Source organism: Klebsiella sp. C239 (genome assembly GCF_048822715.1).
In the GTDB taxonomy this organism is placed as follows: domain Bacteria; phylum Pseudomonadota; class Gammaproteobacteria; order Enterobacterales; family Enterobacteriaceae; genus Klebsiella; species Klebsiella quasipneumoniae.
The window spans coordinates 74,566-89,756 of sequence record NZ_JBMEZK010000010.1 but is presented as its reverse complement, the minus strand read 5'-3'; the positions used below and the strand labels follow the sequence as shown (position 1 = coordinate 89,756).

Genomic DNA, 15,191 nt, shown 5'->3' with positions numbered 1-15,191 from the left:
ATCTTCTAAGTAAACGCGGCCATGGGCCACGCATGTGGAATACGAAAAATTGCGGCTATTTTACCCATCAACGGGGGGGAGGCAATCAGTGTTTACACAGGAGCTGCTCCAGTTCGCTTAACGAGGTCACCGTCCAGTCCGGCTCGAGGTCCGCCGGCAGCTCGCGCTGATGCGCATTGAGCCAGCAGGTCGCCAGTCCGGCATTCACGCCGCCACGAATATCCGACTCGGCGGTATCGCCGACCATTAGCACCCGCGAGCGCGGTGGGTTACCCGCCTGCGCCAGCGCGTAATCGAAAATGCGCGCGTCCGGTTTGGCGACGCCCACTTCTTCAGAAATAATCAGCAAATCAAAGTGATCGCGTAAACCGGTCCGCTCAAGACGAGTCTGCTGCAGCGAGGTAAAGCCGTTGGTGATGATGCCCATCTTGACCTTGCCCTGCAGCGCGTTGAGCAGAGAGACCGCGCCCGGCAGCGGCGCACAGATTTCCGCCATCGCATTCATAAACGCGTCGTTGAGTTCCCCCGGCGGCACATTCAAACGTTCCGCCCAGCTGTCAAAGCGCTGGTGCTGCAACTGCAGCGAGGTGATGGCGCCGTTCTGGTAATCCACCCATAGCGGCTTATTCACGGCCTGATAGTCCTGAAAATCTTCGGCGGTAAAGGTCACGCTGTAGTCGAGAAACATCCGCTGCAAGCCGCTGAAAGAATCAAACGTAAACAGCGTTTCATCGGCATCAAAGAAAATCCAGTCCCATTTCATCGTATCACCTTGTCTTACATACTGATTGGCAGAGCCATAATAATGGCGTCTTCGCGCCCGTCGGCCGTCGGGTAGTAGTTGCGGCGAATCGTCGCCTCATTGAAGCCTAAGCTTTCATACAGCGCGATAGCGGCAACGTTGGAGGCGCGCACCTCCAGCCATAGCGTGACGACGCCGAGCCTTTCGACTTCGTCAATGACGTGTTCCAGCAGCGCTCGCCCCAGGCCACGGCGCTGGTAAGCGGGATCGACCGCGATATTGAACAACGTCGCCTCATCCAGCACCACTTGCGTAATGGCGAACGCCGCCATTTCGCCATCCACCGACAGCTGATAGTTGCGATAGCGTTCCCCCTGGTTACTGGCCAGGGTCTGTTCGCTCCACGGGAAAGCGTGGGCGCGGGTTTCGATTTGCCAGGCTCGGGTTAAATCAGCCGTGCTGAGGGTAGAAATCGTGTTCATGTGCGCAGATTTGTTGCCAGAGCGCCCTGCGAGCCGGCGCGCTGGTCTGGAGTTCATCAAAAGCGGGGGTGGACACCTGGGCGCCCGCCAGCGGCAGCGACGCCTCTGTGCCCAACCGCCAGCTGTTGCAGCGGCTGTCCTGCGGCAGCATCGCCACCCGCTCCGGGGTCAGCTGCAGGACCTGATCTGGCGTCACGGCCAGCGCGCGCAATACGTCGCCAATCAGCGGCTCTGTCAGCGACGGCGGGGTTTCCGCCACCATCACCAGACGAATATGTTCAGGAAGCGAGATAGCGATTTCGCCCTGCAACGCCCCCGGTCGGCGCAGCGACCACTGGGTAATGCCCAGCTGCTGTAGTTGCCAGTCTCGTCGGGATGTCATAGCGAAACACTCCTGTTAAACAAGCGCGCAATATAGCAAATCCGTCGTATCTGCGCCAACAAACTACTATAATCGGCGCCAGTCTTAATGAAGGAGTGTTTCATGTCCGCTTTTACCCCGGCAAGTGAAGTCTTGCTGCGCCACAGTGATGATTTCGAGTCCGCCCGCGTTCTGTTTGCCGGTGACCTGCAGGATGACCTGCCTGCGCGTCTGGATACCGCGGCCAGCCGCGCCCACACCCAACAGTTCCACCACTGGCAGGTCCTCAACCGCCAGATGGGAGACACCGTCCGTTTTAGCTTAGTGGCTGAGGCCGCTGACGTCGCCGAATGCGACACCCTGATCTACTACTGGCCAAAGAATAAACCAGAGGCACAGTTCCAGCTGATGAACCTGCTCTCTCTGCTGCCGGTGGGAAGCGACATTTTCGTCGTCGGTGAAAACCGCAGCGGCGTCCGCAGCGCGGAGCAGATGCTGGCTGAATACGCGCCATTAAACAAAGTGGATAGCGCCCGCCGCTGTGGCCTCTATCATGGCCGACTGGAAAAGCAGCCCGCCTTCGACGCCGATGCCTTCTGGGGCGAATACACACTGGATAATCTGACGATTAAAACCCTGCCAGGCGTCTTTAGCCGCGACGGGCTGGACGTCGGCAGCCAGCTGCTGCTCTCCACCCTCGAGCCGCATACCAAAGGGAAAGTGCTGGACGTCGGCTGCGGCGCAGGCGTGCTGGCCGCCGCGCTGGCCAGCCATTCGCCGAAAGTGCGCCTGACCCTGTGCGACGTCAGCGCCCCTGCGGTCGAAGCCAGCCGCGCGACGCTTGCCGCCAACGGCCTGGCTGGCGATGTGTTTGCCAGCAACGTCTTCTCCGAGGTCAATGGTCGCTTCGACATGATCATCTCCAACCCGCCATTCCATGACGGGCTGCAGACCAGCCTCGAAGCCGCCCAGGCGCTGATCCGCGGCGCGGTTCGCCATCTGAACAGCGGCGGCGAGCTGCGCATTGTCGCCAACGCCTTCCTGCCGTATCCGCAGGTGCTGGATGAGACGTTCGGCTTCCATGAGGTGATCGCCCAGACCGGACGTTTTAAGGTCTATCGCACCATCATGACCCGTCAGGCGAAAAAATAGTCGCCTTCTCACGCCGGCGGCCCGTTTCTGGTACCGCTGGCGCTTCCTGCGGGCAAATCCGCCCATTTTTGCAGCAATCGATACAACCTGCATAATTAACTATTGACGTGTCGCCGAAAACCACTAGAATGCGCCTCCGTGGTAACGATACTTTCATAGTGTCGATGGTATGCGAAGGTGGCGGAATTGGTAGACGCGCTAGCTTCAGGTGTTAGTGTCCTTACGGACGTGGGGGTTCAAGTCCCCCCCCTCGCACCATAATCCACGAAGATATTGCTCGCACTGGGCGAAGGTGGCGGAATTGGTAGACGCGCTAGCTTCAGGTGTTAGTGTCCTTACGGACGTGGGGGTTCAAGTCCCCCCCCTCGCACCAACGAGGCAATATCTAAAGAAAGAATACTGTGCGAAGGTGGCGGAATTGGTAGACGCGCTAGCTTCAGGTGTTAGTGTCCTTACGGACGTGGGGGTTCAAGTCCCCCCCCTCGCACCAATATTCTTCCCTCTCCCGGCGTTATCCCCTCAGTTTGATATCCACAAGCATCAGCATTATTCCACCAACCAGTGCAACGCACGATGGCAGCAGAATAAAATGGCGCAGTTGACGATGCCATATCATCGCCGCGGACATCAGCATGCCCACCGCGACCAGCGTCCGCCATACGTCAGCCGACACCCCGGCATACCCGAGAGCGACAATCAGCGCGCCGGGAACAATGACTCCCCAACCGCTTCCTAATGCTCGCTGCAGCATGGTTTCACCTCTCACAACGATAATGATAACCAATATCATATGATAATTTTTATCATTTGTCATTTGCGATGTGCTCTGCGCCTTATTCTTTACGTTCGCGGTAATGACATACATTCATGAAGGTGATAAATTAAGCGGATTATCGATATATATTAAATATTTTTCTTATTTTGCAAATAACCTTTTTTTGCACATTGTTATCAGACTCTTCATTTTTGGCTTTCATCATTTTGAAATTTAACGACTAATAATGATTCTTCCGATATGACTGCACAAACCTGGCGAGCACACTACGCACAAAAATATCAATATTCCTTACGGCTTTTTTTACTGCTTAATTTCATTTCATCCTCTCTGTCGCTGGTCACCCCCCTATTTACGGTAGTTCGTTTTACGCTGCCTTGCGCCCTGATCGTGGCCTGCAGCGGGTTGCTGCTGCTCTGGCACTGGAAATGGCCGCAATCGAAAATAAATATTCCCGCTATCTCGTTGTTATTTGGCATGCTATGGGCATGGCACGTAGTGACAAAGGCGATGCTATTGACACCGCCGCATTTTAACTATCTGGTGATCGCCCTATTAAGCATTCTGTTTATCGGCACCATCGCTTTTTCCAATAATATCACTGCCTTTACCCTCCACTCTTTACCGACTTTCCTTGCCTGCCTGATAATGGCGGAGGGGGAACAATGGTTGCGCATGACTTACTGTTTTATGCTGCCTATTGCCGGTATTACCCTGCAAAATATTATCCAGAAGCGCAGCGATGCCTTCACACAAGGATTAATGGATAAACTCATGCAGGAACGCAACACCCTCAACGATCTCAGTATGCTGGATCCTCTGACCGGTTTGTATAACCGCCGCGGACTGCAGAATCGCCTCGATACCCTGCTGGCGCTGGACGGCGACAACCACTTCGTGCTGCTCCTCGATATCGATCATTTCAAAGCCTATAACGATCACTATGGTCATATGATGGGCGACCAGGCGCTCATTCGCGTCTCTGCTGCCATTCGCAACGCCGTACGCTCGCGCGATATTGTCGCCCGCTTTGGCGGAGAGGAGTTTATGGTGCTGCTGACCAACAGCAGCGAAGAAACGGCCTGGCAGGCTGCCGAACGTATTCGGCAGCGGGTCTATGACCTGAAAATCCCGCATATGTTTAATGAGAGCGTCGCCACCAACGTGACCATCAGTATTGGCCTGACGCCGCTTATTGATGACAATATTGAGCAAGCGCTGGCGCGCGCCGACGGCGCACTCTATGACGCTAAGAATAAAGGCCGTAACATTATTCTGGCCAGTTAACCTGCGCGCGCCGCGGCATCGTGGCGCCGACAAAATTCTTGCCATGCCGCCTGCAAACAACTAATATCAGGAATCATTATCATTTAGATTTGTATCTGGAAATCGAATGGCCTGGCGTTCCCTTCCTCTCAGCGATGAACTTATCTGGCGGGCCCCTTTGCCGACGGCTGAGCGCGCCCTGGCGGAGAGTATTCGGGAAAAAATCGCCACCCTTCGCCCCCATCTGCTCGATTTCCTGCGCCTGGATGAATCCGCTCCAGGGCACGCTTTGACGCTTGCCGAGTGGTCGCGACCCACCGCCTTACGCTCCCTGCTGGCCACTTATTCCGATCATATCTATCGTCATCAGCCAACGCTGACACGGGAAGCAAAACCTCTGCTCTCGCTCTGGGCGCAATGGTATATCGGTCTGCTGGTGCCGCCGCTGATGCTGGCGTTGCTCAATGAACCACAGGGTCTCAGCCTGGCGCCGGAACATTTCCACGTCGAATTTCACGAAAGCGGCAGGGCGGCCTGTTTCTGGATTGATGTCCATAGCGATGCCGGTATTGAGAGACTGTCACCGCTGTCGCGAATGGATGCCCTGGTGACGCGCACCCTGCAGCCGGTTATTGAGGCGCTGGAAGCCACGGGCGAGATCAATGGCAAACTTATCTGGAGCAATACTGGCTATCTGATTAACTGGTATCTTGGGGAAATGCGCGCGCTGTTGGGGGATGAGCAGCTTGCCGCCCTGCGCCAGCACTGTTTCTTCGAAAAACAACTCGCCGATGGTCAGGATAACCCACTATGGCGAACGGTTGTGCTGCGTGAAGGACAGTTAGTCCGACGCACCTGCTGCCAGCGCTATCGCCTGCCGGACGTCCAACAGTGCGGCGACTGCACGTTAAAATAACGCCCTGTCTACAATAAGCAACGGGCGGCCTGTGGCCGCCCGGTCACTATTTATGCGGTCTGCTGACTCTCCTGCTCCGCCCGTTCAGCCTCTTCCGCTTCCTGAGCAAGCAGCTGCTTCTCATACACCTTAAAGAACGGGAAGTAGATAATCGCCGACACGCAGGCCAGAACGATGACCAGAATCGCCGCCCGGAAATCCCAGCCCAGCGCCCAGGCACCGCCAATCGGCGCCGGCGCCGTCCACGGTACCACGGAGATGACGCGGCCAATCAGATCCAGCTTCATTGCCGCCCAGGCCAACACCGCATTCACCATCGGCGCCAGCAGGAACGGAATAAAGAACACCGGGTTCATGACGATAGGCGTCCCAAAGATGACCGGCTCGTTAATGTTAAACAGGCTTGGCACCACGCTTAAACGCCCAATGGAGCGCAAATGCGCTGAGCGGCTGCGCAGATAGCAGAACACCAGCCCCATGGTGGCACCGGAACCTCCGACCACGATAAAAAAGGTCCAGAACGCCTCCATAAAAATATGCGGCAGAGGCGCGCCCTGGGCCAGCGCCTGCTGGTTCATACCGAGGTTGGTCAGCCAGAACATCTGCAGCATCCCGGAAACAATCGCCGCACCGTGGATCCCGGCAAACCACAGCAGGTGGCCGATGAGGACCGCCAGCAGGATCGCCGGCAGGGAATCGGCTGCCGAAACCAGCGGTTTGAAAATTGCCATAATGGCCTGCGGGATCAGCATGTCAAAATGGTGCTGAATAAACAGGCTCAGCGGATAGAGCGTCAGCACAACCACCAGCACCGGGATCAACAGATCAAAGGAATTTTTGATCATCGGTGGGACCTGATCCGGTAGACGGATACCGATATTATGCGCCTTGAGAAAACGCATCATCTCCACACAGTAGATCGCCACCAGAATGGCGGTAAAGATCCCTGTTCCGCCAAGGCTGTCCACCGGCAGCGTGCCATTCGTCTTCGGCGCGGCAATCAGTAAAAAGGCCATGATCGACAGCATCGCGCACATAAAGGGATCGAGCTGATTGGATTTCTCGTAGTGCTTACCGAGGTTGTAAGAGATTGCCGCGCAGATGTAGATCGACATGATCCCCATCGTCATATCAAAGGGGGTCAGAATGCGCCCCTCAAACTCTTTTGCCAGATCCAGCCAGGCGCGGGCAAAACCCCAGGTGGTGTCCGGGGAGAAAGGAGGATAAGCAAACACCAGCAGGAACGATCCGACGATCATAAACGGCATCGCGGAGATAAAACCGTCACGGATAGCCATGACGTGACGCTGCGATGAGATCCGCCCTGCTATGGGGCTTATGTAATTTTCTACAAAGCGAAATATCAAATTAAACGCAGCATGGTTAGCAGACATAGTAGCCCTCCTGACAGGCTATTGATACTGGCCCAACAACGATTACCCTGCCGTTACGATGACCGCTTATTGATGCAGCACGCCGCGGGTGGATTACCGGCTATACTGCCCATAACACAACGATTCATACACGGCTCTTTTGTTATAAATAAAAGGAGAAGTGACTGTTCCAGTATTCATCTCAATGCAGATAACCGCAACCGGTTACTGTAACCGGTTACGGTGAATGTGAAGGAGATCGACAAAATAGAAAGAATCTGGATTGTCCGCGCTGATATTTACACTCCGCCAGGCTTGTGACAGATTTAACCAGCCTTAAATCAGGAGAATCCAATGAGTCTGCAGTCTGTACGGCAGTTTTTTGCCGAACACGCCCCCGATATCGAAATTATTGAGTTAAACCAGAGTACCGCCACTGTGGCGCTTGCCGCTGCCGCGCACAACGTTGAGCCGGGACAAATAGCCAAAACGCTGTCGCTCAAGATCAAAGATAAGATTGTACTGATCGTCGCCAGGGGCGATGCGCGGCTGGATAATAAAAAGCTGAAAGAGACCTTTGGCGCAAAAGCGCGTATGTTGAGCAGCGACGAGGTGGTAACCTGGACCGGCCATCCGGTTGGCGGCGTGTGCCCGTTTGGTCTGGAAAATCCGCTGGCCGTCTTCTGTGACGTCTCGCTCAGGCACTATCAGGAGGTGCTACCCGCAGCGGGAGCTATTCACAGCGCCGTTCGCATTGAACCAGAACGAATGGCGCAGCTCACCGATGCAACATGGGTAGACGTATGCATATAGCCGCGTTATGCCACCTGTTTAACGGCGCTGGTCGGGCCGCTTATCGGTAAATGCAGCAAGATATCCGCCGCGTTTAATAAACCAATGTCAGAGCGAACCCCGAGCTTGGTCATGGCGTTGAATTTATGCGCGCGGATGGTTTTAATGTTCCGGTTCAGCTGCACCGCAATTTCCGCAAGCGAATATCCCCACGACATATACCGAAGAATGGCGTGCTCCGTCGGGCTTAGCGGATCGTTGCATGCCTCTCTGCCGCAAAAGTGCTCTTTGCCGGCGAGGGAATGATTATCCAGCAGCTGTAACAAATGCTCCTGCAATCCGCGTCGCGGCGCGGATTTATTTAATATACCCTGCAGGCAGGCCGGCATTAAATGGCCGATCAGACGCATTTCGCTTTCATTATTAGCCAGAATAATCGTTTGAACTTCCGGTCGGATCCTCGCCATTTCGTGAAGAAAAAGCAGGCTCTCGGCTCTGGACGAACGACTCCCCGAAAGTGAAAAGATGATTGCTGACCATGGGAACGACGTTTCCACCGCCCTGAGCAAATTGATATTTTTAAAAAAATGAATGCGGTATTGGCTGCTCTCTTCACGGCTAAAGGTATAGCGCCAGGCCATTTCCGTCATCACACATTTTTCTACGATGGCGACATGACGGGTTGTGCTATTTTTTTCCATTCCATTTGTTCCCCGTAAGCTGAATTGATATTCAGCTCTTGCATTCCCTGCGCACTGTTGATCCAGGCATACATTTCAGCGTTGCTGCGTAGCGATAAACGACGCATTGCGCTATTTTTCTGCGCGCTAATCGTCTTATTACTCTTTTTCAACAGCGCGGCGATCTGGTTAATTCCCCATCCCTTCGCCAGAAGGCGCAGAACTTTCCGCTCTGACAGGGTCAGCATCGCCGCTGAGTGGTAGCTAGCGAAATCGCTGTCCACATCCCCGGTAAACAACGTACGGCTAATCTGCTCAGCCGCACGGCTACCGGCGCAAATCACCTCAATCAGCCGGTCAACCGGCTCGTTCTCGGAGATCAGCGAACTTTCGGGACGAATTAAAAGCTCAACGGCTAATGGATAGAGGCTGTCGCTGACCATAAAAACCCAGTGAATATCTCGATACTGGGTCATGAGGGAGTAATAACGCTCGCAGACGGCCCGGGGCTGCGCAATCTCGCCGGAGATATCCGCAACGACCAGCACCGCTCGCCGCAGTTGTAAAAGGGTGAGCTCATCATGAGTGCGACAAAAACTGAGTTCGTAATCCGGGAGGTTCTCATTGAAGATCACCTTTAACCCTGACTGCATGACGGGGATTTTACTAATAACGACGCCAAACTTACCTTGTCCTGGTAACATAACACCTCCGCTTCCTGTCGAAGTTTCTTCGCTTGCCCGCAAACGATCGGCGAGTGACTCGATCGCCATACCATTTACTGGATGAATATTAAAAGCATATTCATGGCCCGCGTACACGATATACTGCATGACCGAACCGTGGTCATATCAAGTAAATATTATTCCTGTGTATACTTGCGATGAATATTAGCACAGACGCCCTGCGCTAATAAATTAGAAAAGATAAAACCATTATTTAGCAAAAATAATTTCAGGCATGAACATTATGAAGCATTCTCTTTAATTGCTTCTCTAAATGCTTTAGGCGACATACCGCTATAGCGGCGGAAAAAGCGAGAAAAATAGGCGGCGTCGCTAAAGCCCAAATAATCAGAGAGTTGCGTTATCGTCATGCGGGTGTATTGCAGATTACGCCGCGCCTCAAGCATCAGTCGCTGATGCAATACCCCAAGGGCGCTACAGCCATAGAACTCGCGACATAAATAGTTTAAATGCGTGACCGACAGCCCAATCAACTTCGCATACTCCGCCAGCGGGAGGTGCTGTCGGTAGTGGCTCTCAATAAGCCGGGAAAAATGACGCATCATACTGCGCTTTCGCTCCGCTTTATCTTCCGCGGGCGGTGCGGGGCGGCACTGCCGGTTCAACCAGGCCAGCAGCGTCCCCAGCAGCGAATAAAGCATCATTTCCCGGGCATCATGATCGGCACTGTACTCCTCGCGAAGCGCTGAAAACAGCGTATGCATACGCCCCCGGGAACGCCCCACCGGCAGACACTGCGCAACGCTAAGCACATCCAGCGGTCGGCCGAACTGATTTTCAAAGCGGCTCAGCAGCGGTAGCGCCAGGGAGAGCACAAATCCGTGCGTTCCGGGTGAGAAATGAAAGCCATGAATGCAGAGGGCGGGCACCACCTGGATGCAGGACTCCGTCATCACCGAGGTGGTGCCTTCAATTTCGATCTCCGCCCGACCTTTATGCAAATAGAGGAGCTGGACCATTTCGGCGTGCTGGTGGACGCGAATATGCCACTGATACAGGCTGCTGCGCTGCAAAATCGACTCGCAGTGCAGCAGGTCCGGCGTCGGCCAGCCGCGCTCCTCGCCATACAGCTTAAATACCGGAACAGTTTGGACGGGCGGCATAGTGACTCCTGTTCAGTCAGACGACACGTTCCATGGGCAGGCCCACGTAGTTTTCCGCGATAGTGGTCAGCCCGGCGCGCGAGCCCAGATAGTAGCGGCGATCGGCCGCCTGCATTTTGGCGTCGAACTCGCTCTGCTGCGGAAAATCGTGCAGCAGGCGGGTCATGAACCAGCTAAAGCGTTCCCCTTTCCAGACCCGATCCAGCGCCAGTCGCGAATAGGTCGCCAGCAGATCGCTCCGGCCGTGATGGTAGTATTCACGCAGGATCCGCCACAGATAGTTCACGTCCGATGCCGCCAGGTTCAACCCTTTAGCGCCGGTCGGCGGTACGATATGCGCGGCATCCCCCACCAGGAACAATCGCCCATATTGCATTGGCTCCACGACGAAGCTGCGCAAGGGAGCGATACTTTTCTCAAGTGAGTGACCAGTCACTAACTTTGATGACAGATCCTCCGGCAATCGGCATTTCAACTCCTGCCAGAAGCGTTCGTCCGACCAGTCCTCCACCTTATCGCTCAGCGGAACCTGCAGATAGTAGCGGCTGCGAGTAAGTGAGCGCTGACTACATAAAACAAATCCCCGCTGATGATGCGCATAGATCAGCTCCGGATTGACCGGCGGCGTATCCGCCAGCAGGCCTAACCAGCCGAACGGCCAGACGCTCTCGTAAGTCTTGAGGATGTCAGCGGGAATACTTTGCCGCGACACGCCATGGAACCCGTCGCAACCGGCGATAAAGTCACACTCCAGGCGGCAGAATTCACCTTCGCTAAGATAGGTGATCGTCGGCCGGTCGCTTTTTGCGTCATGGATAGTCACTTCGCTGACGCCGTACACGATCGGCGCGTCGCTGGCGGCCCGGGCAGTCATCAGATCGCGGGTCACTTCAGTCTGGCCGTAAACCATCACGCTCTTGCCGTCGGTCAGCTCGCTCAGTGAGACGGGCACCCGCTGGCCGTCAAAGAGAAACTCCACCCCATGATGCACCAGGCCTTCGACATCCATCCGCTGCGCCACGCCCGCTTCACGGAGCAGATCGACGGTACCGCTTTCCAGAATTCCCGCACGGATGCGCCCCAGCACATACTGCGGCGTTTGACGCTCAAGAATGACCGTGTGGATCCCGGCGTTGTGCAGTAGCTGCCCCAGCAGCAGCCCGGAAGGGCCAGCGCCAATAATCGCGACCTGTGTTTTCATAGGATTGTCTCACTTTTGCAGGGTTAATTATTTGTATAATTTTTGTTTAATAAAAGTGCTTTCCTGCATTTTTGATAAGTCAGACGGGAAAAAGAAGGGATGAATGGCGACAAAAATTGCACTTTTCACCAAACTGGCAAAAGTGTGGGACGCTTCAAATTCCGCCACCCCGGCGGACGGGAGATTTTTGCACATTATTTGATCCCACCCCCCTCAGCCGCCCCGGCGCTTCAGGTTAAAGTATCGGCAGATACCAGGCGTCGCGGACAGCAGAGGAAATATGCAGGTTGATCGGGCACAGCAGCGGGCAATCACACGATTATGCATCCAGTGTGGTCTTTTTTTGTTACAGCACGGCGCCGAAAGCGCGCTGGTGGAAGAGCTTTCAACGCGTCTCGGGCTGGCGCTGGGGATGGACAGCGTCGAAAGCGCCATCTCCTCCAACGCTATCGTCCTGACCACCATTAAGGATGGCGAATGTCTTACCTCAACGCGTAAGAATGTCGACCGCGGCATTAATATGCATGTGGTGACGGAAGTGCAGCATATCGTGATCCTCGCCGAGCATAAACTGCTGGACTATCGCGACGTCGAGAAGCGCTTCGCGCAGATTAGGCCCCTGCGCTATCCCCGCTGGTTGCTGGTGATCATGGTGGGCCTCTCCTGCGCTTGTTTCTGTAAACTGAATAACGGCGGCTGGGATGGAGCGCTGGTCAGCTTCTGCGCCAGCACGGTGGCCATGTACATTCGCCAGGTGCTGACCCACCGTTCTATGCATCCGCAGATCAACTTCTGCATCACCGCCTTTGTGGCCACCACGATCTCCGGGCTGCTGCTGCGCCTCCCGACCTTTGCCAGCACCCCGACCATTGCCATGGCCGCCAGCGTCCTGCTGCTGGTCCCGGGCTTTCCGCTGATCAATGCCGTCGCCGATATGTTTAAAGGGCATATAAATACTGGCCTCGCCCGCTGGGCGATCGCCAGCCTGTTAACCCTTGCCACCTGCATTGGCGTAGTGATGGCAATGACCGTATGGGGGCTGCGGGGATGGGCATAATTTCGTTTATTTTCGCGCTGGCGGAAGACATGCTGCTGGCGGCGATCCCTGCCGTCGGGTTTGCGATGGTCTTTAATGTCCCGCAGCGCGCCCTGCGCTGGTGCGCGCTGCTGGGAGCCATCGGCCATGGTTCGCGCATGGTCATGATGAGCGCTGGTTTTAACATTGAATGGGCCACGTTTCTCGCCGCCCTGCTGGTGGGCTGCATCGGCATCCAGTGGTCGCGCTGGTATCTGGCGCATCCGAAGATTTTTACCGTCGCCGCCGTGATCCCGATGTTTCCCGGTATTTCCGCTTACACCGCGATGATCTCCGCGGTAAAAATCAGCCATTTTGGCTATTCTGAAGAGATGATGATTTTGCTGCTGAGCAATTTTTTAAAGGCCTCTTCGATCGTGGGCGCCCTCTCCATTGGCCTGTCGATACCCGGTCTGTGGCTGTATCGTAAGCGCCCTCGCGTCTAACCCCGGCGTCGCGGCAGAGCCGCGACGCTCCTTCCGCGACGGGCTCTGTGCTACTATGTGCAGATCACCCCACTCTTTGCAGTTCAGAGTTGAGATAGAGTTATGTCTTCGCGAATTTTAACCTCCCATTTTAGCGGCCTGGAAGAGTTCCTCCAGCAGCACGCGGCGCTGCTGGCGAAATCGACTGACGGCACCGTCGCCGTTTTTGCCAACAACGCCCCGGCGTTCTATGCGCTGACCCCAGCCCGGCTGGCGCAGCTGCTGGAGCTGGAAGCCAGGCTGGCGCGCCCCGGCAGCGACATCGCGCTTGACCCGCAGTTTTTCGACGAGCCCGCCGCGGCGCCGGTTGCGGTGCCGATGGGCAAATTTGCCATGTATGCGGCCTGGCAGCCGGACGCCGACTTTCAGCGTCTGGCCGCGCTGTGGGGCATCGCGCTGAGCCAGCCGGTCACCCCGGAAGAGCTGGCCGCTTTCGTCGCTTACTGGCAGGCGGAAGGTAAAGTGTTTCACCACGTGCAGTGGCAGCAGAAACTGGCTCGCAGCGTGCAAATCAGCCGCGCCAGCAACGGCGGGCAGCCGAAGCGCGATGTGAACAGCGTTAGCGAACCCGACAGTCATATTCCGCGAGGTTTCCGAGGATGAGCATGAAAAACGTTGGCGATCTGATGAAGCGCCTGCAGAAAATGATGCCGGCTCATATCGAACCGGCGTTTAAAACCGGCGAAGAGCTGCTGGCCTGGCAAAAAGAGCAAGGCAAGCTGCGTTCCGAAGCGCTGGAGCGGGAGAACCGCGCGATGAAAATGCAGCGCACCTTTAACCGCTCGGGGATCCGCCCCCTTCATCAGAACTGCTCCTTTGATAACTATCGCGTCGAGTGCGAGGGGCAGATGAACGCCCTCGCCCGCGCGCGTCAGTACGTGGAGGAGTTCGATGGCAATATCGCCAGCTTTATCTTCTCCGGCAAACCGGGCACCGGCAAAAACCACCTCGCGGCGGCTATCTGCAACGAACTGCTGCTGCGCGGGAAGTCGGTCTTAATCATCACCGTGGCCGATATTATGTCGGCGATGAAAGATACTTTCGGCAACCGGGAGACGAGCGAAGAGCAGTTACTGAGCGACCTCAGCAAGGTCGATCTTCTGGTCATTGATGAAATTGGTATGCAGACAGAGTCTCGCTATGAAAAGGTCATTATCAATCAGATCGTTGACCGCCGATCTTCATCCAAACGGCCCACCGGTATGCTGACCAACAGTAATATGGAAGAGATGAATAAGCTGCTCGGCGAACGGGTGATGGACCGTATGCGCCTGGGCAACAGCCTGTGGGTTATCTTCAACTGGGAAAGTTACCGGCACCGCGTCACCGGCAAGGAGTATTAAGAGATTTCCGGACGACGACGGCGTTATACTAAAGCGATTCTTCAGTCACGCTTATGAGTCCGTCTATGAAATCGTTAAAAAATGGCTTACTTGCCGCGCTTACCCTCAGCGCATTTACCCTCTCCGGCGCCCACGCCGCCTCCTGGCAGGATTCTCTCAACAGCGCCGCCAGCCAGCTCAGCGGCAGCAGCACTCAGGCCAGCGGCGGCGGAATGTCCATCTCCTCTCTGACCAGCCTGCTCAACGGCAGCAGCCAGTCGCTGACCGCCAGCAGCATGAATAACGCCGCCGGGATCATGTCATATTGCGCCAAACAGAAGCTCGCCTCGGCGACCAGCGCTGATAACGTCAAAAACCAGGTGCTGGATAAGCTGGGGCTCAGCACGCCGGAAAAACAAAAACAGGACACCAGCTATCTTGATGGCCTACAGGGGCTGCTCAACAGCAATAATGGCCAGCAGCTTGACCTGAATACCCTCGGCAACAGTTCGCTGGCGAAACAGGTGAAAACCAAAGCCTGCGATCTGGTCTTAAAACAGGGCGTTAACTTTCTCTCCTGACGCAGAGGGCCAATGCCGCGTTTGTCGCCTTCGCGACGGCAGCGCGGCCTGAAACGGCTTTTTTCGCCTTTTTCTCCTTGCACTTCCCCGCCCCGCCCGTTGCGACGCCGATCAAAAAAGGCAACTTCTAAACCAATTC

At 55.5% G+C, this 15,191-nt stretch carries 19 protein-coding genes and 3 tRNA genes; 13 read left to right on the top strand and 9 right to left on the bottom strand.

Annotated elements, in window-relative coordinates; translation table 11 throughout:
* Nucleotides 1-85: 85 nt before the first annotated feature.
* Genes yjjG through ACOI6Z_RS22620 form a run of 3 tightly spaced genes read right to left on the bottom strand, consistent with a single transcriptional unit; the run spans nt 86 to nt 1,606 of the window.
* A complete protein-coding gene (gene yjjG / locus ACOI6Z_RS22630; protein ID WP_023291888.1) occupies nt 86-763 on the bottom strand; it encodes a pyrimidine 5'-nucleotidase in 678 nt (225 codons plus the stop codon).
* Between the two features lie 14 nt (nt 764-777).
* The gene (gene rimI, locus ACOI6Z_RS22625) at nt 778-1,224 is read right to left on the bottom strand and encodes a ribosomal protein S18-alanine N-acetyltransferase (RefSeq protein WP_023291887.1); all 447 of its coding nucleotides are present in this window, start codon (nt 1,222-1,224) and stop codon (nt 778-780) included.
* Nucleotides 1,193-1,606, bottom strand: coding sequence for a DNA polymerase III subunit psi (locus ACOI6Z_RS22620; protein ID WP_004886506.1), 414 nt, complete (start codon nt 1,604-1,606; stop codon nt 1,193-1,195). Before ACOI6Z_RS22620 ends, rimI begins: the two co-directional genes overlap by 32 nt.
* A gap of 102 nt (nt 1,607-1,708) precedes the next feature.
* On the opposite strand from ACOI6Z_RS22620, the gene rsmC reads away from it, so the two are divergent.
* From rsmC to ACOI6Z_RS22600, 4 genes are all read left to right on the top strand, one after another.
* Complete coding sequence (rsmC, locus tag ACOI6Z_RS22615) at nt 1,709-2,737, top strand: 16S rRNA (guanine(1207)-N(2))-methyltransferase RsmC (protein WP_023291885.1); 1,029 nt, start codon at nt 1,709-1,711, stop codon at nt 2,735-2,737.
* A 171-nt stretch (nt 2,738-2,908) separates the two neighbouring features.
* Nucleotides 2,909-2,995: transfer RNA gene (locus ACOI6Z_RS22610), tRNA-Leu, on the top strand.
* 28 nt (nt 2,996-3,023) lie between these two features.
* Nucleotides 3,024-3,110: transfer RNA gene (locus ACOI6Z_RS22605), tRNA-Leu, on the top strand.
* 30 nt (nt 3,111-3,140) lie between these two features.
* Nucleotides 3,141-3,227, top strand: a tRNA-Leu gene (locus ACOI6Z_RS22600).
* Between the two features lie 21 nt (nt 3,228-3,248).
* Here the strand turns inward: ACOI6Z_RS22600 and ACOI6Z_RS22595 are convergent.
* Complete coding sequence (locus ACOI6Z_RS22595) at nt 3,249-3,488, bottom strand: DUF1435 domain-containing protein (RefSeq protein ID WP_023291884.1); 240 nt, start codon at nt 3,486-3,488, stop codon at nt 3,249-3,251.
* A 70-nt stretch (nt 3,489-3,558) separates the two neighbouring features.
* On the opposite strand from ACOI6Z_RS22595, the gene ACOI6Z_RS22590 reads away from it, so the two are divergent.
* From ACOI6Z_RS22590 to fhuF, 3 genes are all read left to right on the top strand, one after another.
* The gene (locus ACOI6Z_RS22590) at nt 3,559-3,729 is read left to right on the top strand and encodes a hypothetical protein (protein WP_072096669.1); all 171 of its coding nucleotides are present in this window, start codon (nt 3,559-3,561) and stop codon (nt 3,727-3,729) included.
* Between the two features lie 23 nt (nt 3,730-3,752).
* The gene (locus ACOI6Z_RS22585) at nt 3,753-4,799 is read left to right on the top strand and encodes a GGDEF domain-containing protein (protein ID WP_044525300.1); all 1,047 of its coding nucleotides are present in this window, start codon (nt 3,753-3,755) and stop codon (nt 4,797-4,799) included.
* Between the two features lie 106 nt (nt 4,800-4,905).
* Nucleotides 4,906-5,694: a siderophore-iron reductase FhuF gene (gene fhuF / locus ACOI6Z_RS22580; protein ID WP_023291882.1), complete on the top strand. Its 789-nt coding sequence runs from the start codon at nt 4,906-4,908 to the stop codon at nt 5,692-5,694.
* Nucleotides 5,695-5,744: 50 nt separating this feature from the next.
* On the opposite strand, the gene ACOI6Z_RS22575 is transcribed toward fhuF, so the two are convergent.
* Complete coding sequence (locus ACOI6Z_RS22575; RefSeq protein WP_002887650.1) at nt 5,745-7,088, bottom strand: PTS cellobiose transporter subunit IIC; 1,344 nt, start codon at nt 7,086-7,088, stop codon at nt 5,745-5,747.
* Nucleotides 7,089-7,421: 333 nt separating this feature from the next.
* Between ACOI6Z_RS22575 and ACOI6Z_RS22570 the strand changes: the two genes are divergently transcribed.
* Nucleotides 7,422-7,880 (top strand): YbaK/EbsC family protein, encoded by a 459-nt coding sequence (locus ACOI6Z_RS22570; RefSeq protein ID WP_023291881.1) that lies wholly within the window; start codon nt 7,422-7,424, stop codon nt 7,878-7,880.
* Nucleotides 7,881-7,885: 5 nt separating this feature from the next.
* Here ACOI6Z_RS22570 and bglJ read toward each other — a convergent pair whose 3' ends face one another.
* From bglJ to pobA, 4 genes are all read right to left on the bottom strand, one after another.
* Nucleotides 7,886-8,560, bottom strand: a complete 675-nt coding sequence (gene bglJ / locus ACOI6Z_RS22565; RefSeq protein WP_032454790.1) for a DNA-binding transcriptional activator BglJ — start codon at nt 8,558-8,560, stop codon at nt 7,886-7,888.
* Entirely contained in the window at nt 8,521-9,243 is a 723-nt protein-coding gene (locus ACOI6Z_RS22560; RefSeq protein WP_044525327.1) for a helix-turn-helix transcriptional regulator, read from the bottom strand. The genes bglJ and ACOI6Z_RS22560 overlap by 40 nt, the downstream gene beginning before the upstream one ends.
* A 263-nt stretch (nt 9,244-9,506) precedes the next feature.
* Nucleotides 9,507-10,388 (bottom strand): helix-turn-helix domain-containing protein, encoded by an 882-nt coding sequence (locus ACOI6Z_RS22555; protein WP_023291878.1) that lies wholly within the window; start codon nt 10,386-10,388, stop codon nt 9,507-9,509.
* Between the two features lie 16 nt (nt 10,389-10,404).
* Nucleotides 10,405-11,589, bottom strand: coding sequence for a 4-hydroxybenzoate 3-monooxygenase (gene pobA, locus ACOI6Z_RS22550; RefSeq protein ID WP_060591487.1), 1,185 nt, complete (start codon nt 11,587-11,589; stop codon nt 10,405-10,407).
* Between the two features lie 280 nt (nt 11,590-11,869).
* Between pobA and ACOI6Z_RS22545 the strand changes: the two genes are divergently transcribed.
* From ACOI6Z_RS22545 to ACOI6Z_RS22525, 5 genes are all read left to right on the top strand, one after another.
* Entirely contained in the window at nt 11,870-12,646 is a 777-nt protein-coding gene (locus ACOI6Z_RS22545) for a threonine/serine ThrE exporter family protein (RefSeq protein ID WP_004886474.1), read from the top strand.
* Nucleotides 12,637-13,110, top strand: coding sequence for a threonine/serine exporter (locus tag ACOI6Z_RS22540; RefSeq protein WP_004886472.1), 474 nt, complete (start codon nt 12,637-12,639; stop codon nt 13,108-13,110). Before ACOI6Z_RS22545 ends, ACOI6Z_RS22540 begins: the two co-directional genes overlap by 10 nt.
* Before the next feature lie 102 nt (nt 13,111-13,212).
* Nucleotides 13,213-13,752 (top strand): primosomal protein DnaT, encoded by a 540-nt coding sequence (gene dnaT, locus ACOI6Z_RS22535; protein ID WP_032454787.1) that lies wholly within the window; start codon nt 13,213-13,215, stop codon nt 13,750-13,752.
* Between the two features lie 2 nt (nt 13,753-13,754).
* Nucleotides 13,755-14,492, top strand: coding sequence for a DNA replication protein DnaC (gene dnaC, locus ACOI6Z_RS22530; protein ID WP_025999144.1), 738 nt, complete (start codon nt 13,755-13,757; stop codon nt 14,490-14,492).
* A gap of 65 nt (nt 14,493-14,557) precedes the next feature.
* Complete coding sequence (locus tag ACOI6Z_RS22525; protein ID WP_023291874.1) at nt 14,558-15,052, top strand: DUF2501 domain-containing protein; 495 nt, start codon at nt 14,558-14,560, stop codon at nt 15,050-15,052.
* Nucleotides 15,053-15,191: the final 139 nt, after the last annotated feature.